This window comes from Psychrobacter sp. ER1 (genome assembly GCF_048631835.1).
Taxonomy (GTDB): domain Bacteria; phylum Pseudomonadota; class Gammaproteobacteria; order Pseudomonadales; family Moraxellaceae; genus Psychrobacter.
In genome coordinates, this window is record NZ_CP184640.1 from 2,676,716 (window position 1) to 2,701,807 (window position 25,092).

The window sequence follows — 25,092 nt, forward strand, 5'->3', positions numbered from 1 at the left end:
TTAAAGCACATTTTCACTGTGTTATACGTAGATATAATGGTCAAAATAGGCAATGTGCACCATCAAATTCGATTAAGTGAAATGAAAAACGGTATCGAAAAGGAAGTTTAAGCAGGTAACTAAGTAAAGACTATCGTCCACCTGAAATGATAAATTTACTGCCACAGCTGTCTACAACATCATGACAAGTACCAAAGTCACTACCTTCATAGCACACATGTATATCAGTAAGTATCGATTGGCGACGGCTGCCTTCTTGACAGATAAGATCTACACTATTGGAAGACATACCACTATTAAGGCGGGTCATTTGACTGATAAATCGTGATTTGGAAACGGTATAACTATTACCCGTATTTAGCTCATTCGGTAATTTTAATCCACCTGCATAATTGGTAATCTGGCGGAAGTAACTGCTAGCGCTAAGCGGACTACAAGCTCCATAACGTTGCCACGTTTGGCTACGTACCGTTGTGTCAGGCATGATTCGGTTAACGACTTTTAGTTGTAGCGGGGTAAGACGTGGCTCACTACCACGACCGCAGCGCTCACCATATCCCATGTCTAAACCAGATACGGTTAACGAATACCCTTCTAAACACTGGCGCATACGTGCCCGCGTTGGCTGCATATTACATAATGCTGGGGTCATCTCAATCATCAATACGCGCTGACCCGTCTTGACCGTGCTAGCCGCCTGTGCTGGCAGCAATACAACGCCTTGTATAAGCAGTAAAGCGCCAAAGCTCATCGTCGCTTTGATACTGTCTACACAATGTCTACTAGCCAAACCTGCACGTAATTGCACCATAGAATTAGCAGCCTTATTGCTCAGGTTTGTATCTGTCTTTGTATTTGCCTTCGATAAAAAGCATATCCGATTAGATAACGAATATTTGGTTTTTGGCGACGTAGACAGACTAAAATATTTTTTGATCATAGGACTGAAGGCAGTTAGTTAGCAATGATAAGACATAGGCTATAACTTAAATCATTAGACGCGATACATAAAACACGCATTGACCTAAGAACAAGACTGAAAAATAAGGTTTCCCATTAAGGCAATGGTAACAAAACGTTTTTTTTAATCTATAGCAAAAACGTAAACGTTGACGACATCGTCAGGAATCTCGATAAATGTTTATAAAGTACTGAAGGATAAAAAATATGAAATTTATTTTCGCTAGATGAGTGCTGCTTGAGCAAATCAGAGTTGATCAATTGACAAAGCAAATCAGTAGATAAAAATAAACCACTAACAATAAATCATTAGTGGTTTATCAAATGCAAGTTCAGTGATTAAAAGCCAGCTGGCACCGTACCCATACGCTGAGTAATCGGCTGACCACGACCCAACAGACTGCTGTAGATAGTGGCGTTTTCCATTACGTGTTTGACATAGTTACGTGTCTCAGGAAATGCAATAGACTCTACATATTGATCTGCGGCAAGTGAGCCATAAACTGGCTGCCAGCGTTTGGCATTGTTAGGTCCAGCATTATAGCCTGCGGTTGCTAATACTGGCTGATAATTAAGCTTGCCCAAGATATCACCCATGTACCATGTACCATAGCGAATATTGGTGTCACCGCTATTGGCACGGCTCGCACTATACGTCTCGCCTAGGTTACGAGCGATATATTTTGCGGTATCAGGCATAACTTGCATCAGTCCGCTCGCGCCTACGTTTGAGCGCGCAGAAGATACGAAACGGCTTTCTTGACGCATAATACCGTACGCCCATGCTGGATCAATACCTGCTGACTCACTATAACGTACGACTGCGCTTTGATGCGGCATCGGATGCGAAAGTGCTAAGCTATCCACTCTATCAGTATTATCAACTGCATAAATCGCTCGATCGAGCCAGCCCATATCATAGGCTTGACGAGCAGCGGCAATAATTAAATTGTCATCACGATTATCACGAGCTTGCTTCACTGCCCAGTTCCACTCGCGGTTGGCATAAGCACGACTAGCCTCAGAGTTGTACAATGCAAACGCACGAGCAAAGTTAGCATCTTGCATGACGCGTGCGCGGTCAGCAGTACTGACATTAGGCAAATTACTACCGCCTAGACTGCTAGCATCAAAACGCTGCCCTATTTTGTCTTTTGCCATTAGGCCATAGTAGTCATTACTCTTTGATAAGTTTTGATACATTTTTTTGGACGTATTACGCTTGCTACTATCGCTTGACTGCTCATACGCACGAGCTAGCCAATACTGCCACTGGGCTTCTTTTGCGTTTCGCCGTCCATTTTTGAGATGGCTTCTACCACATCATCCCAACGACCGAAGCGAATCGCTGCCATAGCGTAATCTTCAGCTTCTTCAAAATTAAAGTCATTGTCCAAACTGTTGCGGAACCAATCCACTGCTTCAGCGTTAAAGCCATCGTCAGTGTTATGATTCATACGCTGCACGCCAAGCGTACGATAAGCATAGCGTCGTGTTTCATCATTCAACAATCTGACCGCGCGCTGATTGTCTTGTTTGATATCAAAATCTAACTGTAACGCTGCCTCACGATAAGACTTATCAGCCATACGGCCGATTGCGTACATATATAGGTATTGATTGGTTTGGCTTGCAGGCTCACGACTAAAACGGCTAAAGAAAGAAGATGGGTTTAGCTGAATTTCACTCAGCGCCGAATAAGCAATTGGCGTACCAAGGCGTGAGGACAATGCCATAATATCGCCTGTCTTGCCTTTACGTAGCATACGCTTGAGACGAGCCGCACGATCTTGATTACTAATCAGCGCGTTGTTGTTCATCTCCATCGCTAGCTGGTCACACAAGGCGGGCTGCTTTTTGGTGGTTAGCCAAACATCAGATTTGGCAGCCATGGCACGCATGGTATCACCGCCATTATTGAACCCAAGGGCGATAGCACAGCGCTCACTGGCATCTGCATTGGTGATGAGATTCGCCACTTGTCTGACAGAGGCGTAGTCATTCGACCCCGCTTTGGTCTCCGCAAAGTCAGCCACCAGCTTCTCGGCCATGACCGTATCTGGATACTGACGCACAAACTGCGAGACCGCCGCTGAACTCTGTGAATTGAGATCTAGATTCATACGCCAATAAGTTGGATACATCGCAAACAAGCCGCCACTCATGACTTGCTCATAGTTATAGAGCGCACTCACATCACCGCGATCTGCGGCGATAGCGGCTGCCATAAATGAGTCGATACTATTGTCTTGCTGATAATCTTGTTGATAGTTGCTCTCTTGTTGGTAGCTTTCCTCATCGCCCCACGTCAATTCGGCACAAGCGACCTGTGACATACCAAGTGCACTTACCGCTGTTGCCACGCTAAACGCACTCATCCGTAACGTACTGGCTGCGATCCGCTTCGACGCGCGCTTTTGACTGATTGATTCTTCATCCTTGATGCTATGCGCAACACGCAACTTTGTCATACTGACTCTCTTTATGATATCTCTACAAATATATGAATAACGGTTCGCTAAGTACCGCCAAGGGTATAGCAATCATCATACTATACTCATTGTGCTTTCAACTATCTCCTTTACCTTTTGTTAATAAATAGGACAGCACGGTGTAACATAGAAGTGATAACGAGCCGCAATTTTTATGAATAGTAATATGAACGACAGTAAATAATTGATACTGCTATGAATTATTTATCATATTGATACCTCATCGCCTGTGCTAATTTTTCACATTGGCACAGGGTTGTGATAAAATACGCCACCTGTTAATCGGCTACTCCGCTATATTTTTGGTCAATCATGGACTTATCCTTATGAGTGTTACTGTATTCAATCCCCGCATCGATGACGATGCTGTTGCTGAGACGACTGTCACCGCACGTGCTGTCACTGCACTCAAAGAAGCAAGTTCAGCCCAAGCGCCCGTCGAAAAAGCAGCGACAAAAAGGTCTTTGTCACGACCCAAGGTTGTCAGATGAATGTCTATGACTCTGGCAAAATGCTAGACGTGCTCGGCGATTCACACGGTATGGAAGTGACTCATGATATCGATGAGGCTGACGTACTACTGATGAACACCTGCTCTATCCGCGAAAAAGCGCAAGAAAAAGTCTTTTCAGAATTGGGTCGCTGGCGCAAACTAAAGGAAAAACGTCCTGACCTCGTCATTGGCGTCGGTGGCTGTGTGGCCTCCCAAGAAGGCGATAACATTCAAAAACGCGCGCCTTATGTTGACATGGTATTTGGCCCGCAAACCTTGCATCGCCTGCCAGAGCTGTACGATCAATCAAACGAACAGCGTGAAATCGCGCCTAAGAATCGTATCGGTACGATTGATGTGTCGTTCCCTAGCATCGAAAAATTTGACTTTTTGCCAGAGCCAAGAGTAGAAGGCTACAAAGCCTTTGTCTCTATTATGGAAGGTTGCTCAAAGTATTGCTCATTTTGCGTTGTTCCTTATACGCGTGGTGAAGAATTATCGCGTCCACTTGATGACGTATTGGCTGAGATTGACAGCCTTGCCGCTCAAGGTATCCGTGAAATCAACCTATTGGGTCAAAACGTCAATGGCTATCGCGGCGAAAAAGACGATGGCAGTATTTGCCGTTTCGCTGAGCTATTGCACTATGTCTCGCATGTCGATGGTGTCGAGCGTATTCGCTATACGACCAGCCATCCGCTAGAGTTCACTGATGACATCATTGACGCATATGCACAATTGCCAGAGCTAGTATCGCACTTACATCTACCGGTTCAAAGTGGCTCAAACGCTATTTTGGCAGCGATGAAGCGCAACCATACGATTGACGTTTATATTAATCAGATTAATAAGCTAAAGACCATTCGTCCAGATATTCACTTGTCGAGCGACTTTATCATTGGCTTCCCTGGTGAGACAGATCAAGACTTCCAAGATACCTTGAACTTGGCGAAAGAGTTGAACTTCGATCACTCTTATAGCTTTATCTATTCTAAGCGTCCAGGCACGCCAGCCGCTGAGTTGCCAGATGATGTGAGCTTCACTACTAAGAAGGCTCGCTTAGCTGAATTTCAGAAAGTCATCATTGACTCAACACTTGCCAAAACGCATGAAATGGTCGGTACCACGACTCGCGTCTTGGTTGAACAAGTTGCCAACCGTCATCCTGACTGCTTAATCGGTACGGCAGATAACACTCGTACCGTCATGTTCCCTCATGATGTTGAGAAAATGGATGAGCTATTAGGTAAACTTGTGAGCGTACGTATTACTGATTTCGTCAGTCCGCACATGGTGAAAGGTGAGCTAATCGAAGTATTAGCATAGTAGTTAAGGTAACAGTAGTTAAGTTATAAGTTTAAGTAAGAATAAAAAAGCCGTTTACTATAATAGCGAACGGCTTTTTTGTGCGTGAATATTAGCCATCATTATTCTGATAACCAATCTGTCCGTCGCAATTGTTGCTTAGTCTCACGACGACGTTTTTTGCGGACGATATCAATGTCTTCTTTTTCGTGAATACCACCTTTTCTTAATAGTGGATCCAGTGCCAAGTAGTTGCGCGGCTTGACTGTGCCTAGCGAGTGTTGCACACCTGTCTCAGCTTGCTGCTCTAACTGTCGTTCAATCTGTTTGGCCTTTTTTAAGGTTTGTTTTAAGCTCATATTGTTACCTATATTTTTAACAACTCTAAATCTGTTTTATATGTTCGAGTGACAGCATAGTGGGATCACGACTAGGAAATCGAGCGCAAATAGTACACTTCGTACATTTAGCTCGATTGACACCGTCGTGACTCCCTATGGTTTTACTCATTAGCCTTTAATACACATGACCTGCTTAAGCGTATGCACCACCTCAACCAAATCCGTTTGATTGGCCATCACTTCATCGATGTCTTTATACGCTCCGGGTATTTCATCTATGACACCTTTGTCTTTGCGACACTCGACGCCATCCGTCTGCGCTTTTAGCTCGTCGATGGTAAATGCTCGCATGGCTTTACCACGGCTCATCTGTCGTCCTGCCCCATGCGAACACGAGCAAAACGATTCAGCTTCGCCCAGACCACGTACGATAAAGGACTTTGCGCCCATAGATCCTGGGATAATCCCAAGCTCACCAGCATAGGCACTGATCGCACCTTTACGCGTCACATAGACTTGCTCACCGAAATGCACCTCTTCATTGACATAATTATGATGACAATTGATGGCTTCTTTGGTCAGCTGAAATCGTGGTAATCCCGCTTGTGGCGACTGCAAGGACTTAATCACCAAACGCATCATCTCGCGGCGGTTCTCTAACGCGTAGTCCTGCGCCCAGCCTACTGCTTCGACATAATCAGCAAAACTATCAGACCCTTCGGCAAAGTAAGACAAATCTTGATCTGGTACATGACCGAAGCGCGATTGACGTTCTTTTTGGCAAGGTTAATAAAGTACTGACCGATACAATTACCGATGCCGCGACTGCCAGAATGCAGCATGATCCAGACATCATTGTTCTCATCCAAGCACAGCTCAATGAAATGATTGCCACCGCCGAGTGTTCCTAACTGCTTCGCCCAAGTACGCTCAAAACCTTTAAGCATTTTGAGCAAGCCCGGATGCTTATCGGTAATTGGCTTTAGGCGTTTGCCTAATGGATCAAGTGTGGAGTTCTTCGCTTGGATTTGCTTATGCATGTTAAAGCCGACAGGTACTTGCTGCTCGACCACCAAACGTAGTGATTTTAAACTATCGGGCAAATCGCTTGCCGTAAGTGACAAGCGTACCGCGTTCATACCGCAGCCGATATCCACACCGACCGCCGCAGGAATAATGGCAGACTTGGTCGGAATCACACTACCAACGGTTGCACCTTTGCCAACATGCACATCAGGCATGACCGCAATATGCGAGTGTACAAACTCTAGCTGAGCCAAGTTACGTAATTGCTGCATCGCGCCTTGCTCGATATCAGAGGTGTAAATCTTGACAGGTACGCCATGTTTACTATTTTTATTTAATACTAATTGAATGCTCATTATTTATTTCTTCCACTTTTTTTATTTTTAAAGCCATACAAATAATTTTTATATTTACCTATTAAATTTTTTAGACATTACTTATATTTCTCGATTAAACGTAACGTTCAATAATAAAAAAACTATTAGCTAAGAAATAATAGGCAATAAAAAACCGTATTTTTATTAATTAAAAATCAATAAAAATTTATGGCTGATTTATTATGGACATTTTAAAGAAATATAATATAGATCAAAACCGTCGGCCACAGCGTAAATATTATACGCATAGAAAAGCTTTAGCTAAATCATAGCCTGAAACGATTCATTGGCAGTAACGGTAAAGAAAAATGTTAGGTAAACAGATAACAGCAGGTGCAATATAGCTTAGCACAATCGCAAAGCAAATTTGGCACAATAGACCTAGAAAAGAGATAGCGCAAGTAGATACAGAAGGCTATTCGTTAATATAGATAGATGGGATATCACTCAATAGCTTATATAAAAATTTAGCCAAACCTTTTCGAAGGTGTCATTGCTGTCATGTGGTTTACACATTTAATCTCTAAAAACGTCTTGGTAGTTATATAGGACACGATGATTCCTCCATAGGTTGTGGCTAATGTCAGGGCGACAATAGCAGATTAATTGAAACGATTTATCGCTTACGAAAGATAAACGATATAAATCAATGAGCCAATAATAACGATTTAAAAATTAAAGTCAATAATTAATTTGGCTTATATATAAAATAATTTAATAAACGTATGTTTAATTAATCACTTTAATTTAAAATATTATCGGTAGTTTTTAAGCTATAAAACTATTTATCACTTCAGTCAATAAAGCAGCAGCAATGATTATAAATATTACCCCACATCCACGATTGAGCCAAGCTAAGCGATTACCAACATCGAGCCAACTTGCTAGCTTTTTGCCACCTAGCGTATATACGATTTGCCAAATCGTTTCGCTCAAAAACAAGCCGATGGTCAATAGGACATATTGCGGCCATAGTGGCGCACTGAAATTGATAAATTTAGGGAAAAAGGCCGCGAAGAACAAAATAGCTTTCGGATTAGATAATGATACCCAAACACCAGTACGAAACAAGGTTGTATTGCTCGGTGCAATTTTAGTAGCAGCACTAGAAAGCGAACGCGGCTGTGGTGTACTGGGTACGCCGTCAGTGGCAGCATAGTCTGCTGCTACCTCGGCACTTAACTCTTTGGCATCGCTCATCAAGCTACCGTCGCCAGCATCGCGCCATGAGCTGATACCTAGATAGATTAGATACGCCGCGCCAACTGCTTTGATAATCGTCAGTAGCCACGGTGACTGGCGACTGATTACGTCCAAGCCAAGCAGTGTCGATAGCAGTAATACAAACAAGCCAAGGCTCAGACCTGCTAGCGTCCATAAGGTTCGTTTGACGCCATAGTTCATGCCGTACTGAAATGCCAGCAGCATATTAGGACCAGGGGTCGCTGAGATAAAAAACGTACTTGCGAAAAACACTGCAAACAGATGCCAAGACATCAACCCACCCCTACTTTGTCATGTGTAAATGGTTCTAATACGAAAGGCTATACGACTTAAATACGCGACTAAAAAATAAACACCGCCATTAAGACGGTGTCATTTATACCTATATATCAAAAATTCTCGCAGAAATCATTAAAGAAACGACATGCCTTCTTCTGAATAATTACGATTACATGGACGGCTGAGTCGTACAGCTATCTAATAACTTCTTTAAAAACGCATCGCAGCGTTCAATTTCGCTAAGCTCCACATACTCATCCGCTTTGTGTGCCTGTTCAATACTACCAGGGCCACAAATAATCGTTGGGATGCCTGCATTGGTAAACTGACCACCTTCAGTCGCATAAGCCACTTTATGACGCTCATCATCCCCTGTCAGCGCAGCGATTAATGATTGCAACTCAGCACTATCATTATCAGTCATGGCGGGGACGCTTTCTTCTTGCATCAGCTCAATACCAGTCTCTGGCGCGCGCGCTTGCATTTGCGCGTTTAGCTCAGCGATTTTTACCTGAATAGGCGCTAGTATATCGTCTTGAGTCATGTGCGGTAAGTTACGATAGTCAAAAGTAAACTCGCATAGGTTGGGTACGATATTGGTCGCTGTGCCACCATGTATGGTACCTACTGACAATGTCGAATAAGGCACTGTAAATGATGCATCCCCGTCTTCTAAAGTGTCATCACGAGCGCTCAGCTCTTCAGCAAGCGTATCTACATAGCCAACCAATCTGCTAGCGTAGCTAATCGCATTGACACCTTGTGCAATCAATGAAGAATGCGCCGACTTGCCATGTACACGGCAACGATAAACCGCGATGCCTTTGTGTGCAACCACCATAGCCATATTGGTCGGCTCACCTACGATACAATAATCAGGCGTGATACCGCGTGCTTTTAGGTCTGCCAAAATCAATGGCGCACCCAAGCAGCCAACCTCTTCATCGAACGACAAGGCCAGATGCAACGGACGACGTAGCTGACCGCTGTTCGATAACTGCACGGCTTGTGGCAATACCGTGAGCGCGCAAGCGATAAAGCCCTTCATATCACACGCACCGCGACCATATAGCTTATCACCATGTATCGTCGCGGTAAACGGCTCTGAAGACCACGCTTGTCCATCAACTGGTACAACGTCGGTATGACCTGATAAGACCAGACCGTTATTGATAATATCAGCGTTTTCACCAGCTGGTACAGTCACAAACAAATTGGCTTTGGTCTTAGCTTCATTAAAGGTCAAATCTACCGTCAAACCCAACTGCTCACAATAAGACTTTACATCATTAATCAAAGCCAAATTAGAGTGGCGACTGACCGTATCAAAGGCAATAAGCCGTGTCAGCCAATCAAGGCTATTACTCGGGTGCGTAGCAGGGTTCAACTGTTGGTCATTGCTAGCATTGTCATTAGTATCTTGGATCATAAAATATCCCTATTATGATTTTTAAGAGCCATTTCTTAAAAGCCATTTCTTAAAAACTATGAGGTATCAGATTTGTCTTATGATGGATTATTCTGATTCATCACATCAACCACTGGCGGCATTGGTTTTGGTAGCTTGCCTTCTGCCTGTAGCTCTTTGGTTGTTTTGGCATCGATAGACAAACCCGCGATGAGCGCGATATCTTTGACAGCCTTACGCTTACGCGTGGCAAAGCTTACTGGTACCATACGAGCAAATTCATAGATATAAAGATAAGACTCTTCGCCACCTTCAAAATCTTCATCATCTTCGAGACGAATTGCGCCAATCTTAGCCAAATCAGATAGCATCTCGTTTTCTTCACTGGTCAAACCACAATCAGTAATACCAAAACCGGTCATAAAACCGTTTGCCCACTGTTTCAACGCCATCACGCGCTCGTATAAATCATGTTCATCATCTGGAATGAGCGGCATATACGCGTAGGCATCATCTTTGTCTTTTAGCTGAAACACGATGTCTTCCGCTTCTTCTGTCAGCAAGGTCAATGCAGGCTCTGGTAGCGGGGCAAAGCTGAGCTCCTCAAACACCTTAGCCCAAGTTGCTTCGTCAGGTGCATTACAAGCCGTCATAAGCCCTGTCATCATGCCATGCACTTCGCTGATAGACACGTCAGTCCAATCATCAAACGCGGTTAGCCAAGTATTCCAGCCAGAGATATTATCATTCATAATAGATGTCCTAGTAATTGATTACTGCTCATAAAATAAAAATAGTCGCGATAAGATGTCATGGACAAGTCATCGATAAATAAAAGTGAAAAGACAAAGCCTGATGCTTGTAATTACTTTGTTGATATAGATATTATGCGGTCACCTATGGCATTATTAAATACAGCGAACAAAATTCATTCACGCTTACTTGTTAAGGATAAAAACTGACTATGTATGATCAACTTAGAATATTAGAAAAAATGGTACTCGACATCAAAAAACAGTATCAGCTTGTCAGTGCTGAACTTAGCAGCTTAAAACAACACCCTGTTACTGATTCAAAAGAATTTGCCGCCCTAAAAACCAAATTAGATAACAGTCATAACGAACGTGACGGTGCCAAAAAACAACTGAACGATCTCGACAAGCGCTATCAGAGCCTTGCAGAAGCGCACCATATGATCGGTGAAGAACAAGACAAACTGCAAAAACAGATCAGCCAACTACAACAACAAAACAGCGAGCTGCAACAACACAATAATGAGCTAAAGCAGCAGTATAGCGATATCAAACAACAAAACAGTGAGCTGCAAAAGAAGAACCAATTGGCAGCCGAGCGTACGCAAGTCGTATTACAGCGCCTAACCCGTATCGATCAAGCAGAAGGCTAACGTTTTCTTGTAGCAGATAGCAAAGACGTACTGTTTATTCAACTGCCAAATGCTATTTGTAAAATCTGATATCACTCATTTCACTGACCAGACATTGTAGGATTTATCATGACCGATGACCAAAGCAAACCGATAGAAAAACAACCAAAAAATACTCAAGCGCCAAGGGCGCCAGTAACAAGTGCGACAGTACCAGCGCAAAAAACGACACCAGCAGCATCAAATATATCAAGCGCCATGGCACAATCTAATACCAAAACACCTAAAGCGCCAGAACCACAAATCAAAAAAGTTGATATCGCGATTGCTGGGGTTACTTATCCAATCTTTTGTCCAGTACATGAGCAAGAAGAGCTACTGTCAGCGGTTTCGTATATCAACAACTATGCGCTCGATTTAAAAAGAGATGCGCCTAGTCTCAGCCAAGAAAGCATACTGGTACTGTGCTGCTTGAACCTATATGAAAAAATTCATGCCAATCAAAGAAGTGACGAAGATCGTTTGCAGAAAGACAAACAGTCTGAGGCATTGCTGAATAAAATCATGAAAGATGCTCATTCTATTCTGTAGATGCATCGTACTGTATTAAACATATAAGCGCCTAGCTAACAAAGTTAGGCGCTTTTTTTGGTCAATCATTTATCTATTTATGCATAAGGCGTGTAGGTCTTGCCTGCATGAAAGTCTGCTTGATGCTCATAATTGCAAAAGAATAACTCTTGGTTCGCTTCAACATTGCCATCGGTAGCTGTACTTGGTTTGGTTTCGAGTACGCCGCGATATTCAGCCAAGCTGTTGCCACAGAAATTGCACTGACGCGGAGTGGTCACATCTCCTTCTTTTGGCATCATACTCTTAGGTGCGCGCGGGTACATAAACTTATAAAAAGCCCACATTGAAGCCCAAATAATAAGGATGACGATAATAACAGCAAACACGGCAGTGCTCCTTCGATTATGGGTAAACGCGAGAAATAACGAAATCTACTAAATAAGATTATTTAATACGTTTTGATAACATAAATTTTACCGTCAATAATAGCGATAATACAATGCCTTTACCGTTTAATTGCTGATTGCGCTAACTGACTGGTTGTATCCACTAGATAAACCTACCAACAAATCAGTCAACTGCATAACAAAAAACCTGGCCATGATAAGCCAGGTTTTTTATCAGAAGTAATAGTCAATTTAAAACAACAATCAGGTTAAAGTAACTATCCAGTTAAAGTAACCATCAGCTTTTAGCAGAGTTACAGCTGTAGCTCGCTGATATCAGCTACCGTCAAGAACAAGGCACGAACCTGCTTTAGCAATGCCAAGCGATTGTTTTTAAGCGCAGCATCTTCACTGTTGACCATTACTTGATCAAAGAACTGTGTCAGCGGCTCATCTAAGCTAGCCAGCGTTTGCAATACTTGCGTATAGTCCGCTTGCTCCAGCAATGGTTGTACCACTGTCTGTGCTTGCTTCACATTTGCATATAAATTTTGCTCAGCTGGTTCAGACAGTAGAGTTTCATCGACTGTATCAGCAACGCTCACTTCTGACTTGGCCAATATATTAGCAACACGTTTGTTTGAGTCAGCCAACATCGACGCCTGTGACAGCTCGCTAAATGCTTGCACTGCACGGATACGCTGATCAAAATCAAGCGGCATATGCGGGTTAATCGCTTGTACTGCTTGAATCGTATCGACGCTAACGCCCTGCTCTGTATACATCGCACGATAGCGCGAGTTTAGGAAGGCCATGACTTGGGTAAAAGTATCACCCATTTTGGCAATCTTACTACTTTCAGCATCGCTATAGCCTTTAACCGCTTGCTCAACGAGCGCTACCAGATTAATCGGCAGCTGCTTTTCGATCAAAATACGCAAGATACCAATAGCAGAACGACGTAAGCTAAACGGATCCTTTGAACCCGTCGGTGCTTGATCAATCGCAAAAATCCCAACCAATGTATCCAAACGATCAGCCAATGCTAAGCAAATACCAATTGGTGTTTGTGGTAGCACATCGCCACTGAATTTCGGCAGATACTGCTCTTCTAAACTGGCAGCAACCGCTTCAGGCTCATCATTTAGACGCGCATAATACGTACCTGCGATACCTTGTAATTCAGGGTATTCGCCGACAAGCGAGCTGGCTAAATCTGCTTTAGATAAAATGCCCGCACGTACGGTTTCATCAACATTGATATCGTGGCCTTGCTGCTGCATCAACGTGGCAATGAACGCTGCCAGCTTGGCAATACGCTCAGACTTCTCCCAAATCGTACCCAGTTTGTCTTGGAACACGCGATTTTTCAGGCTTTCTGTGAGCGCAAACAACGGCTGCTTTTGATCTTGTAAAAAGAAAAACTCTGCATCAGCCAAACGTGGACGCACGACTTTTTCATTACCTTCGATAATCTGGTTAGGATCTTTTGATTCAATATTGGTAATAAAAATGAAATACGGCTGCAATTTGCCAGTTTTATCAGTTAAGCAGAAATACTTTTGATCCGCTTGCATGGTCGAGATAAGCGCTTCTTGCGGTACTTGTAAAAAGCGTGCTTCAAAGCTTGCTCGTAGCGCAATTGGAAAATCGACCAATGCGGTGACTTCATCCAACAAATCTTGCGGTACGATGGCATCAGAATTGACTTCATCTGCCAATGCTTTGACTTGGTTTTTGATCAGCATTTGACGCTTATCAAAATCTGCCACTACTTTTAGACCATCTAGCAGTTGCTCGTAATCATTGGCATGAGCAATATTGTGGTAGTCAGGGCTGTGGAAGCGATGACCACGCGTTTGCGTACCAGTCTGATGACCTTGGATAGTGGCATCGATGACAGTACCATCCTGCATTAATACTGCCCACTGTACTGGACGCACAAACTCGTTACGGCTAGCACCTGAGCGCATACGCTTAGCAATAGGCAAATTATCTAGCGCGGTCTGAAAAATAGCAGGCAGTAACTCAGTGGTCGCTTGACCACGGATAGTCTGCTCAAAACCGACATAGTCACCTTTATCGGTATTAATCGTCGTAAGCTCGCTAGCTTCAATACCTAAGCCTTTGGCAAAACCCATGGCCGCACGTGTTGGGTTACCCTCTGCATCGAACGCCGCTTTAATCGCAGGGCCACGTTTTTGTTCTGTACGATCAGGCTGCTTATCGCTAATACCTTGAATCTGAATTGCCAAACGGCGCGGAGCAGCAAAGGCTTTGATGCTATCAAAAGTAATGTCTGCTGCCGTCAATTGCTCAGTGACACTGGCTTGTAGTGCATCACGTAATGGTTTTAGGCTTTTTGGAGGTAGCTCTTCACACCCCAGTTCAAATAGAATAGTACTCATGGGATGCTCCTATTTATCGTTAGTAGATTGGTTAGTGTCAGTATTTTCTTTTGCTACGCCATCTGCTGCTAAGGTGTCTGCTGCCACGTCTTCTTTTGGTAAATACTTATCAAGTGCGGCTTGGCGATGTTCTTCATCAGCCAATGGGAAGCCTAACTTGGCACGAGCTTCGACATAACCAAAGGCAACTTTACGAGCAAGCGTACGCACACGTAGGATAAAACGCTGACGCTCAGTCACTGAAATAGCGCCACGTGCATCAAGCAAGTTAAAGGCATGAGATGCTTTTAATACCATCTCATAAGCTGGTAACGGCAATCCTGCATCGACCAATTTGTCGGCTTGTTGCTCATAAAAGTCAAACATCTCGCCCATCATCGGCACATCAGCGTGCTCAAAGTTGTAGGTAGACTGCTCGACTTCGTTTTGATGAAAAACATCGCCATACGTGACACGGCCAAACTCACCGTCTGCCCAGACCAAATCATAAACGCTATCAACGCCTTGTACATACATGGCCAAACGCTCAAGCCCGTAAGTGATTTCGCCAGTGACTGGGAAGCACTCGATACCGCCGACTTGCTGGAAGTAGGTGAACTGCGTGACTTCCATACCGTTTAGCCAAATCTCCCAACCAAGTCCCCACGCACCAAGTGTTGGCGATTCCCAGTTGTCTTCTACAAAACGCACATCATGCACCAATGGATCAATACCAATGGCTCGTAGTGAGTCCAAATACAGCTCTTGGATGTTCGGTGGATTTGGTTTTAATACAACCTGGAACTGATAATAATGCTGCAAGCGGTTTGGATTGTCACCATAGCGCCCGTCAGTAGGACGACGTGATGGCTGTACATACGCTGCATTCCAGCGCTCAGGACCTAATGAGCGCAAAAACGTCGCGGTATGAAAAGTACCTGCACCGACTTCCATGTCGTAGGGCTGCAATACAACGCAGCCTTTATCGGCCCAATAATTTTGCAAAGTTAAGATTAAATCTTGAAAAGTCATCGGTTGAGAGTCTTTATCTTGGGTCATCGGGGTTATCGCTTGGGATGTCATAGTTTCGGTTTTCATAGTAAAGCCACTGTGAAATGAGTATTATTAAATAAATCTCTGATAGCGCTCGCGCGACCTATTCGGCAACGACTCTATCTGCCTGCTCACCTTACTAAAAATTGACTATTTTATCCATATTTACATCAACTAAATTTGCATAGTGAGCATAAAACCTCGGTTGTATAGCGTATTTGCAGGCAAATCATCATAGAATTCGCACTAATATAATGAATAAAAAAATACCCAAATGCGCTAGCATTCGGGCAGGAAGGAAAATTGTATCTTGGGCATCCTGATTGATCAGGCTTTTTATTTTTGGAGGTCTACTGTTTTTAACAACTACGTCTAACTTAATTCTTTAACTGGTTTAAAAAACCTAGTTTTAAAAGTAACCATCAGACTCCTATTATTGATAAGACTGACTATTGGCCTTTGGCATAATTATCCATAGGATGATATAAATCAAAATGCCTGGTACTGCTGCACTTAATGATGAGATGATTACAAATAATACTCTCACCCATGTTGGCGACCAACCAGCATATTCTGCAATGCCACCCATCACACCTGCTATCATGCGATTGTTTGGTGAGCGATGTAATTTTGCTAACTTAGCCAAATCAAATACCTCTCTATTTTCTATTCTTGTTTATTTTTTTATTCTATTTTTCTGATTGTCTCACATATTTAGCCAAAACATTATCTTGCTTTGCTAACTTACGAATCAGTATATCAATAATTCAGGATTTATCTGTTGAAGGTATAGCAGTACTTTGTGAGTTTATGCTACTCAAGCTTACCCTAACCTGTCATAACACCATGCAAGCCCCTGATTTTAAATAGTTATTTCAAAATGTTTCAAAACCGCTTTTGTTGCTATAACCTTGCAATCTGGCTTCATATATCTTGTTATTTTGAATTTAATCAAAGGGATAAGCTCGCTTTATAACGCTAAAATCGAGTCAAATCCTTGATAGTCTGAATAATCTTTTAACTGACCAAGTTTACTCGATTAAAAGAACCCTCAATTAAAAAACCTGCGATTCCGTGTACGTGCGATATACCTTATTTTTACAATAACCCACCTGCAAATCATCCAAAACCTTTATACCATGCTGATAAGCAACTTGGGTTTTCAAATACTCTATTATGAAAGCTAGGAGGCTGCCTAACTATTAGATAAAAATACCTTTACGAAGAATATTAGAAATATAAAACGTGGTTAGTGTTACGGGTCTTAATAGATTTCTGATTTGGATCTTGATAGATGTCTAGTTTGGACTATCTAACTTAGACCGCATTAAACGTATTTTTGGAATAGACATGGGACACTGAGATTAAAATAAAAAAATAATAAGGATAATTATGTACGACACTGGATTGATGATTGGACATTTCGAGCCGCTGCATTTAGGGCAGATGCGTAGTATATTGGATGCAGCAGGACAAGCCAAAACCTTACATATCGTTATTATGGCACATCCATCGCCGCATCCTGATTTCACCATCACCTTACAAGACAAAGCGCGTTGGCTACAGATGGCCTGTGCCGACTTGCCATTTATCCATATTCATACTACTCATGAGATCGAGTTACCGCTGCACGAACACCTGTATAGTGCCAGTGACGATGTCAGTATCGATGTCGCTGCTAGTAATGCCAAATTACAACGTTTGATGGATGCCTTATCACTATCAACAGAGACTGTATTGTTTATGGCGGAAAACCATCCACTCACTCGCAATGACATACAAGAGCAGCTGCTTTTGCCAGTCGTTACTACGCCGCTACAGCCGGAATTTGACTCTTATGCGATTGCGCGTGATCCAGTCGCCCATTGGTCAGCACTTCATCCGCAAGCGCGCGTCGACTATACCAAGACTGTCGCTATCGTCGGCGGTGAAAGCTCAGGCAAGACAACGCTGGTACATAAGCTGGCCAATTATTATGGTGCCAGCTTTGCCTTAGAGATGGGTCGTCTGTATGTCGGTACGGATTTGGGCGGTAGCGAGGTTGGATTACAGTACAGTGATTATGGCCCTATTTGTCTTGATCATGCTGAGGCAATCCGAGAAGCCAAAGCCCGTGCGACTGCCCCTATCACCATCGTTGATACTGACTTTGTCACTACACAAGCATTTTGTGAAGAGTATGAGGGTCGCACGCATCCCTTTGTGGCTGCTTGTATTGATGAGTTTCGTTTAGACCACACCATTATGTTAGATAACAATACGCCATGGGTTGATGATGGTATGCGATCTTTGGGTACGCCTGAAGCGCGTGGACGCTTTGAGCAGCGCTTGATAGATATTTTTGCGCGTCACGATATTACACCGCATATGATTGATCAGCCTGACTATGATGCTCGCTATCAGCAAGCATTGTTATTGATTGATCAATATATCTATGGCAATAAATCATAAACTGTACTGAGCATATTTATAATAATTTATTCAATTAGCATATGTTATCTAACTAGCACATGGTAGTTAGCACTATATTGACATCAGTATTTACTTTAGGGGAAAAGCGATGCGTATTCAGCTATTGGACAACATCACCGGAAAATGGGCGATGCAATGGATTATTATTTGGTTTATTTGCGGTGTCATTGCCTTATCCGCAGGTTTTTGGCTTACGACAGACCATACCACGCTTGACTGGTTTTATTTAGCGGTCTCGTTCATTGGTTTGGTTTGCGTGGTCTCGTTATCATTCCGCAAAAACGTCATGGGCAATGGCTTTGGTATGGGGGCAACGGCTGGCGAAGTCATCGTGCAGGCAACGTCTGGCGCAGTAGGCTTAATGCTTGCTCCACTATTTAACTTTTTTACCCATGTTTACGGTATTTTTATTGGTCAAAGCACACCGACCCTGATGGCGACATGATACCCAAGTCAGCGAGTAAAGCTGTTTGGTTAATCACCGCTGCATTTATCGTCATTGGCCTTGCCCTTTTTCCTACGATAAATGATTTATTAGCGAGCTACGGCTATGCGGTCGTAGAAGATGATAGTAGTCTGTTTTTGGGATTTATCTCTTTCTTTTGGATTAATGTGATTGCCTTTGTGCTTTCTATTACCGCTCAGGCAGCGATGATTCTGCGTTATTCGTTTAACTGGTGGTTGTGGATTATCGTCAACTTTGTCTGGCTCATTGTGAATCTGATGTCTGGCAACTATATCTTTGCTATTCAAACTATGGTGTATCAAGTAAACGCCTTTATCGGCCTTTATGAATGGCATCGCAGCGAGCAAGGATAATGTGTTTCTTGTAGAAAAGAACCCTTGGGAGTTTGAATAAAATCTTGCTGATATAGCATCAATAGTACGAGTGAAATTGACTGTGCGGTCTATCAGATAATATGGTAGACAGGCACAATTAGTGCTACAACTGATATTAACAATCATCTTCGCATTTAGCTTAGTAGCGAGTCCATTAGCTAGTATCAGTTACTTATCTTATTTACTAACAGGGAGGTTAGTATGTCTCGTCAACCAAAAATGTCTAAACGTACGCTAGAGCAATGGCTTAGTGAGTACTCTATCAGTCACCAAAACTTGGTCAATAAAAAATCCATTGGCTATGTGTGCCAACTATCTTTGTCAGCCTGTTAGGTATGGGCATGTCATTATCTGTGTGGTTTACCTTGGTGCTTAGCGCATTAGTATTACTGTTTTATATGCGTTTATCTACGCCACTGTTTTTAGCGATGGGGATGTTTATTCTTATCTGTCTGTCAGTGATAGCAGCGATGCCATGGGGCTTTAAGGCATGGGCAGCGGTATTTATCGTTGCGTGGATTGGCCAGTTCATTGGTCATAAAATCGAAGGCAAAAAACCTTCTTTCTTTAAGGATTTACAGTTTTTATTAATCGGTCCAGCATGGGTGGCTAATAGTTTGATGCAACGCAAATAGTCGTCAATCTCTGCGTAATCTCTGTAAGAACGTAGCTTAGCTTTAGGCTACTCAACAACCTCTACAATTCTCACCCTCAACAAAAGAATATCATCAATAAAAATACGCCACCCAGAGATTACTGAGTGGCGCTTTTTGTTTTACGTAAGCTTTTGGGGCTATTAAAATTTTAGGGCTATATGGAATAGACTACCCTATCTTACGCACCAAACACTTTCATACGCTCTTCGACTGGCTTGAATGCTTTTTCACCCGCTGGCTGCTCAATCGTTCCAAATACCAATTGTGCATTTAGTGTCCAGTCTTTATCGATATCCCAAGCGCTAGCTACTTTTTGATCGATTACTGGGTTGTAGTGCTGTAAGTTTGCGCCAACATCGATACTGGCTAGTGCCGTCCAGATAACATACTGATGCATGGCGCTGGTTTGACTTGCCCAGATTGGGAAGTTATCAGCATATAGTGGCGCTGCTTCTTGCATACCTCTGACGACTGCTTGATCTTCAAAAAACAATACAGTACCAGCACCGTTACGGAAACCATTGACACGCTCTTTGGTCGATTTGAACTTCTCTTCGTCACCAACGATTTCGCGTAATGTATCTTCGGTCATGTCCCACAATTTACGATGATCATCGCCGAACAATACAACGATACGCGTTGATTGCGAGTTAAACGACGATGGCGTGTGCAAAATAGCATGCTCAACTATTTTCACGATTTCGTCGTTAGCTACTGGTAGCTGGTTGCTTAGCGCATAGATAGAACGACGTTTCTCTGCTAGCTGCTGTAGTGTTGTTAAATCTGACATAGTGTTTCTCCATGTTGTTAGTAAAATAATTGTTAATGAAAATAATTTTTAATATGAGTGATTGTTGGTATGAACATTCTAATTGATGAAGTGCTTTGCTCTTGACTACATAAATAGCGGCACTTCCATCACCAATACTTTTGCGGTTTCTTTTACGTTTATATCAAAGCTCGCAGTATCCCAAATACCCAAACCATCTCTACTAACCAAAGTATTACCATTTATCACGACTTTACCGCTGATGACAAATACGTAGACACCGTTGTTAGGGTTATTTAACTGGTAAGTTTGCGATACACCTTCGTCAAAACCACCCATGCTAAACCAGGCATCTTGATGAATCCAAACCCCTGCATCATCGGCATTAGGTGATAACACTTGGCTAAATTCGTTAGGACGCATGATATCGCCCATATACACCTGCTGATAACGCGGTGCGACATCCATTTTGTTTGGTATCACCCAAATTTGCAAAAACCTCACAGCCTCTGCATCGTCACCGTTCATTTCACTATGCGTAATGCCTGTACCCGCTGACATCACTTGAATTTCACCAGTCTCTATGACGCCCTCGTTACCGATACTATCGCCATGAGCGAGCTTGCCGGATAGAGGAATACTGATAATTTCCATGTTACGGTGCGAGTGATTGCCAAACCCCTGACCGCCAATGACAAAATCATCATTAATAACGCGTAAGGCACCAAATCCCATACGCTCAGGATTATGATAATTGGCAAAGCTAAAGGTATGTCTGCTTTTAAGCCAGCCATGATTGGCATCGCCACGTGAGGCTGCTGCATGATAGATTGTTTTCATAATTCGTCCTTAGCTATCAACAGATTAATCCTCTATATACTTATTATCGATTAATCTATTTAAACAATGGGCTTATTATAATTATTAATTCTACATAGATAAACAACACTAAATGCAATTAACTATTCTTTTTTATAGAACAATCAGAGCGGTTTTAACGTAATATAGATTTTTTACATATATTAGCACAGATAACTTTATATAGATTACTTTAAGTTATGCTTATATAATAACTGTCTGCTGTTGAAATGTTCTGTGAAAATGTTCATGACGCTCTTTATTTGAAACTACCCCTTTATGACTGTTCTTCGTAAGCGTATAAGAAGTAGATCAGCTACTGATTGTTTATCGCTTATTGTCTATTGAGTAAGCACCCGCACCATGAGCAAAAATCATCAAAAACCCACCTGCGATTGAAATATTTTTCATAAATGAGATCATCTGTGATTCATCAGTCCAGAACTGATGAAAAAGAATAGCTGACACGATGCTAAACCCGGCAAACAAAAAAGCGATTGGGCGAGCTTTATAACCTAGCAAGATAGCGATACCACCTAGTACCTCAAACGCGATTACCAATGGTAGTAACATACCAGGCACACCTACTGACTCCATATAGCCTTGAGTAGTCGCATAATCTGTGATTTTACCAATGCCTGCAAAGATGAAAATTATTGATAATAATAGACGACCGAGCGGTGCGCCCAATTGCTGTAACTTGTCCATAATGATACTCCAAAAGTGTGTTTAATCATGTCTCTAAGTAGAGAATAGCGCGATTATAGGCGTTGACTAGCATGGGATAAACAGCAATAATCACAAATATAAGTTCTTGGTGTAAGAACAATCATGAGGCATCGATAATGGGTCAATTAGAAGACATGGCGATGTTTGTACGCATTGTTGAGGCAGGTAGTATTACCAAGGCTGCTGAGCAGTTAAATATTGCAAAATCAGCCGTCAGTCGCCGACTTAAAGAATTGGAAGAGCGTTTAGGCAGTCAATTAATTAGCCGTACTACCCGCCAATCTAAATTGACGCAAGCTGGTGAGCAATATTATCAGCAAGTGAATAATATCTTGCGTGCGGTTGACGCTGTCAATGAGCATGCTACTGACGCTCCTATGCGTATTGAAGGTACGCTAAAAATGACAGCGCCGTTGTCCTTTGGACTCATGCATCTAAACGATGTGATTGATAAATACGCCAATAAACATCCCAATCTGAGATTCGATCTGGATTTTTCTGACCGACGTATTGATTTGATTGAAGAAGGCTATGAGTTGGCTATTCGAATCGGGGAGCTACAAGATTCTAGCTATCAAGCAAAAAAGTTGGCATTGATTCGTTGTGTGATTTGCGCCAGTCCTGATTATTTGGCAAGAATGGGCATGCCTGAGACGCTAGACGATTTAGACAACCATGCTCTGTTGCAATACAGTCTCGGTCAAACCAATAGTATAAACTTGGTGGATACTGAAGGCAGAAGTCATCATCGTACGATAGATGCCAAAATCAAAGCCACCAATGGTGAGTTCTTAGTAGATTTGGCAGTCAAAGGACATGGCATTACCTTTGTGCCGACTTTTATTGCTTATAAACAACTGGCGCTGGGCGAGCTTATACCTGTCTTCCAACACTATCAACTGCCAACCCTAACCGCTTATGCTGTCTATCCAAAGAATCGTTTTTTGTCGCAGCGCTGTCGTTACTTGATTGATTTTATTGCCGAGCAATTCGGTGACAATCCGTACTGGGATCAGTATTAATCAACACTCTTATTATCCCTAACGATATCAATTGTTACTGGTTTTGAGTCACCTTCCCCTCTTTCACTCTACTAATCGTCAGCCCCGTAAACCCGAATAGCAGCGTCAGCAGCAGTGACAAATAACAGAAGAACGCATAAGGCAAGTAGTCTAATACCGGCACCCCTAGCGCCTGACTGATAAACACCCCGCACACACTCCAAGGCACTAATGGATTAATCACCGTTCCCGCATCCTCAATCGTCCGAGATAAATTCTTAGGATGTAAGTGTAAGCGCTCAAACGTTGAACGAAATGCCGTACCCGACAGTAGAATACTCAAATACTGCTCACCGATTAGCACGTTAATGCTTAGTGCCGACATCGCTGCAGCGAATATCGCTCGGCCTGATGTCGTCAATGTATCCTTAATACCAGATAACAGTGCTGGCAGAATCCCCAGTGCCGTTAATAGACCACCTAAGCTTAATGCCAGTATCACAATTGCCTGAGTAAAGAACATACTCTGTACACCGCCGCGTGACAGCATACCACCTACCTCACCCAACTCTAATGACTCAGCAGGGGCATAGCCTGCAAACAGATAACCACCCAATTGACCAAAACTTGGTGAACTGTGTACATAAGTAATGATCAATGCCGCGGCAATCGTACAGATAATCGTATAAATCGCATTAACCCGAAACAGTGCCAATCCGACTAATACCACAAAGGGTAATACCGAATACCCATGTACTAGACCACTGTCTATCAGTTGTCCTTGCAATATGATTACTTGACTCAAATCAGCACTAGTCGTCTGTCCTGAGAACATCCAAAACAAGATCACTGTCAGTATCCACGCAGGTACGGTTGTATACATCATATTGCGAATATGCTCAAACAGATCAATACCAACGACAGAGGATGCAATCGTACACGTATCAGACAAGGGTGACATCTTATCGCCGAAGAACGCGCCTGATACTACTGCCCCTGCTGCTATCGCCACATTGGCATCAAAGGCATTACTCATACCAATAAAGGCTACGCCCAAGGTAGCTGCAGTCGTCAAACTACTACCCAATGCAATACCGATAATAGAGGTCAAGATAAAGGCAGAGATATAATAGTACTCAGGTGAGATAAGCTGAAAGCCTACATACATCAGTGTAGGTATTGCTCCTGACATCATCAGAGCCGCCACCATCAGTCCAATAAAGAAGAACAAATAGATGGCACCAATACCACGCATGACACCTGAGGCCATTTGCGCTTGCATGTCATCAAAGCTGAGTCCCTTATACATACCAATAGCCAGTAACACACAGATGGCTAAGATAAGAGACAGGTGCGGCACCCAGCCAAAGCCAATCATGGTGATGCCCATGATACCGATGACGATGGCGGATATAATAAAGGCGAGCTTGGCACTGATTAATGTGAGGGGTTTTGGTGGCATTGGATGCCCTTATGTTGCCGAGAAGTTTAATTCGTTCAGGTATTCTGGTGTGCGCATCTATTCTTCAATATTGATAATCTCTGTCTTGCTGATAGTTAGCTTTAGTTTTTGATTTCTATGTTTTCGCTATTAGCTGACTTAGGACAGATTTTACACATAAAAAAAGCCTCACTGTGAAGTGAGGCCTTTTGCGCTTTTTCAAGCCATATTTGGAGCGGGAAAAGAGATTCGAACTCTCGACCCCAACCTTGGCAAGGTTATGCTCTACCACTGAGCTATTCCCGCTTAGTATCAATCCGTAGCGTTGTTAACAACTACTCCGTCTCGATAGGCTGGCTATTTTAGCAAATATTCTGTGGGTGTCAACACCTTTTTTAGAATTTATTTCTAATATTTTTAGCTAAATGCCCTTTTTATCGGATAAATCAACATAAGCAATTGATTTAAAAACAGGAATTAATTTTAGCTAAATGAAAAATATTTCACATTAATTATAGGACTTTAAGTCTGGGATTCATTTCTCTTGGCTTTATAGTGGTAATAAGACAATCGATAAAATAAAAACTCACTATTTGCACTCTAATAAAAAGATATCGCACTTACAATCATACGCTTTA

General features: G+C 42.7%; 17 protein-coding genes, 1 tRNA gene and 5 pseudogenes. 7 read left to right on the forward strand and 16 right to left on the reverse strand.

Going from position 1 to position 25,092, the window contains the following annotated elements; all coding sequences use genetic code 11:
- Nucleotides 1-130: 130 nt before the first annotated feature.
- Together ACOBWA_RS12440 and ACOBWA_RS12445 are read right to left on the reverse strand one after the other, a co-directional pair.
- Nucleotides 131-811, reverse strand: a complete 681-nt coding sequence (locus tag ACOBWA_RS12440) for a hypothetical protein (protein ID WP_420229531.1) — start codon at nt 809-811, stop codon at nt 131-133.
- 488 nt (nt 812-1,299) lie between these two features.
- Nucleotides 1,300-3,431 (reverse strand): annotated as a pseudogene (locus ACOBWA_RS12445) (transglycosylase SLT domain-containing protein).
- A 347-nt stretch (nt 3,432-3,778) separates the two neighbouring features.
- On the opposite strand from ACOBWA_RS12445, the pseudogene miaB reads away from it, so the two are divergent.
- A pseudogene (gene miaB / locus ACOBWA_RS12450) lies at nt 3,779-5,271 on the forward strand (tRNA (N6-isopentenyl adenosine(37)-C2)-methylthiotransferase MiaB).
- Between the two features lie 101 nt (nt 5,272-5,372).
- Here the strand turns inward: miaB and ACOBWA_RS12455 are convergent.
- The 5 genes and pseudogenes from ACOBWA_RS12455 to ACOBWA_RS12475 all read right to left on the reverse strand — a co-directional run bounded on the left by ACOBWA_RS12455 (nt 5,373) and on the right by ACOBWA_RS12475 (nt 10,657).
- Nucleotides 5,373-5,609: a hypothetical protein gene (locus tag ACOBWA_RS12455; RefSeq protein WP_420229532.1), complete on the reverse strand. Its 237-nt coding sequence runs from the start codon at nt 5,607-5,609 to the stop codon at nt 5,373-5,375.
- 150 nt (nt 5,610-5,759) lie between these two features.
- A pseudogene (locus ACOBWA_RS12460) lies at nt 5,760-6,973 on the reverse strand (RtcB family protein).
- A 789-nt stretch (nt 6,974-7,762) separates the two neighbouring features.
- Entirely contained in the window at nt 7,763-8,491 is a 729-nt protein-coding gene (locus ACOBWA_RS12465) for a LysE family translocator (protein ID WP_420229533.1), read from the reverse strand.
- 175 nt (nt 8,492-8,666) lie between these two features.
- Nucleotides 8,667-9,926, reverse strand: a complete 1,260-nt coding sequence (argE, locus tag ACOBWA_RS12470; protein WP_420229534.1) for an acetylornithine deacetylase — start codon at nt 9,924-9,926, stop codon at nt 8,667-8,669.
- Nucleotides 9,927-10,003: 77 nt separating this feature from the next.
- The gene (locus ACOBWA_RS12475; protein WP_420229535.1) at nt 10,004-10,657 is read right to left on the reverse strand and encodes a UPF0149 family protein; all 654 of its coding nucleotides are present in this window, start codon (nt 10,655-10,657) and stop codon (nt 10,004-10,006) included.
- 212 nt (nt 10,658-10,869) lie between these two features.
- On the opposite strand from ACOBWA_RS12475, the gene ACOBWA_RS12480 reads away from it, so the two are divergent.
- Nucleotides 10,870-11,310, forward strand: coding sequence for a hypothetical protein (locus ACOBWA_RS12480; RefSeq protein WP_057761479.1), 441 nt, complete (start codon nt 10,870-10,872; stop codon nt 11,308-11,310).
- Between the two features lie 108 nt (nt 11,311-11,418).
- Nucleotides 11,419-11,880 carry a cell division protein ZapA gene (locus ACOBWA_RS12485; protein ID WP_420229536.1) on the forward strand — a complete coding sequence of 154 codons (462 nt, stop codon included), beginning with the start codon at nt 11,419-11,421 and terminating at the stop codon, nt 11,878-11,880.
- 77 nt (nt 11,881-11,957) lie between these two features.
- Here ACOBWA_RS12485 and ACOBWA_RS12490 read toward each other — a convergent pair whose 3' ends face one another.
- The 4 genes from ACOBWA_RS12490 to ACOBWA_RS12505 form a co-directional block, all read right to left on the reverse strand.
- Nucleotides 11,958-12,248 (reverse strand): hypothetical protein, encoded by a 291-nt coding sequence (locus ACOBWA_RS12490; protein WP_224737782.1) that lies wholly within the window; start codon nt 12,246-12,248, stop codon nt 11,958-11,960.
- A 314-nt stretch (nt 12,249-12,562) separates the two neighbouring features.
- A complete protein-coding gene (gene glyS, locus ACOBWA_RS12495; RefSeq protein WP_420229537.1) occupies nt 12,563-14,656 on the reverse strand; it encodes a glycine--tRNA ligase subunit beta in 2,094 nt (697 codons plus the stop codon).
- 9 nt (nt 14,657-14,665) lie between these two features.
- Nucleotides 14,666-15,667, reverse strand: coding sequence for a glycine--tRNA ligase subunit alpha (glyQ, locus tag ACOBWA_RS12500; protein ID WP_227679301.1), 1,002 nt, complete (start codon nt 15,665-15,667; stop codon nt 14,666-14,668).
- Between the two features lie 454 nt (nt 15,668-16,121).
- Entirely contained in the window at nt 16,122-16,334 is a 213-nt protein-coding gene (locus tag ACOBWA_RS12505) for a PspC domain-containing protein (protein ID WP_057761485.1), read from the reverse strand.
- A gap of 746 nt (nt 16,335-17,080) precedes the next feature.
- Between ACOBWA_RS12505 and nadR the strand changes: the two genes are divergently transcribed.
- The 3 genes and pseudogenes from nadR (at nt 17,081) to ACOBWA_RS12520 (ending at nt 19,635) form a co-directional block, all read left to right on the forward strand.
- The gene (gene nadR, locus ACOBWA_RS12510; RefSeq protein ID WP_420229538.1) at nt 17,081-18,139 is read left to right on the forward strand and encodes a multifunctional transcriptional regulator/nicotinamide-nucleotide adenylyltransferase/ribosylnicotinamide kinase NadR; all 1,059 of its coding nucleotides are present in this window, start codon (nt 17,081-17,083) and stop codon (nt 18,137-18,139) included.
- Between the two features lie 109 nt (nt 18,140-18,248).
- A pseudogene (gene pnuC, locus ACOBWA_RS12515) lies at nt 18,249-18,979 on the forward strand (nicotinamide riboside transporter PnuC).
- 222 nt (nt 18,980-19,201) lie between these two features.
- Nucleotides 19,202-19,635: pseudogene (locus ACOBWA_RS12520) on the forward strand (DUF962 domain-containing protein).
- A 199-nt stretch (nt 19,636-19,834) separates the two neighbouring features.
- On the opposite strand, the gene ACOBWA_RS12525 reads toward ACOBWA_RS12520, so the two are convergent.
- The 3 genes from ACOBWA_RS12525 to ACOBWA_RS12535 form a co-directional block, all read right to left on the reverse strand.
- Nucleotides 19,835-20,446, reverse strand: coding sequence for a nitroreductase family protein (locus tag ACOBWA_RS12525; protein WP_057761493.1), 612 nt, complete (start codon nt 20,444-20,446; stop codon nt 19,835-19,837).
- 105 nt (nt 20,447-20,551) lie between these two features.
- Entirely contained in the window at nt 20,552-21,265 is a 714-nt protein-coding gene (locus tag ACOBWA_RS12530) for a pirin family protein (RefSeq protein WP_420229539.1), read from the reverse strand.
- Between the two features lie 345 nt (nt 21,266-21,610).
- Nucleotides 21,611-21,991 carry a DoxX family protein gene (locus tag ACOBWA_RS12535; RefSeq protein ID WP_420229540.1) on the reverse strand — a complete coding sequence of 127 codons (381 nt, stop codon included), beginning with the start codon at nt 21,989-21,991 and terminating at the stop codon, nt 21,611-21,613.
- Between the two features lie 137 nt (nt 21,992-22,128).
- Here ACOBWA_RS12535 and ACOBWA_RS12540 point away from each other — a divergent pair, with 137 nt between their 5' ends.
- Nucleotides 22,129-23,034 (forward strand): LysR family transcriptional regulator, encoded by a 906-nt coding sequence (locus ACOBWA_RS12540; RefSeq protein WP_420229541.1) that lies wholly within the window; start codon nt 22,129-22,131, stop codon nt 23,032-23,034.
- A gap of 34 nt (nt 23,035-23,068) precedes the next feature.
- On the opposite strand, the gene ACOBWA_RS12545 is transcribed toward ACOBWA_RS12540, so the two are convergent.
- Together ACOBWA_RS12545 and ACOBWA_RS12550 are read right to left on the reverse strand one after the other, a co-directional pair.
- Nucleotides 23,069-24,475, reverse strand: a complete 1,407-nt coding sequence (locus ACOBWA_RS12545; protein ID WP_420229542.1) for a Na+/H+ antiporter NhaC family protein — start codon at nt 24,473-24,475, stop codon at nt 23,069-23,071.
- Between the two features lie 210 nt (nt 24,476-24,685).
- A tRNA-Gly gene (locus ACOBWA_RS12550) sits at nt 24,686-24,760 on the reverse strand.
- Nucleotides 24,761-25,092 lie beyond the last annotated feature (332 nt).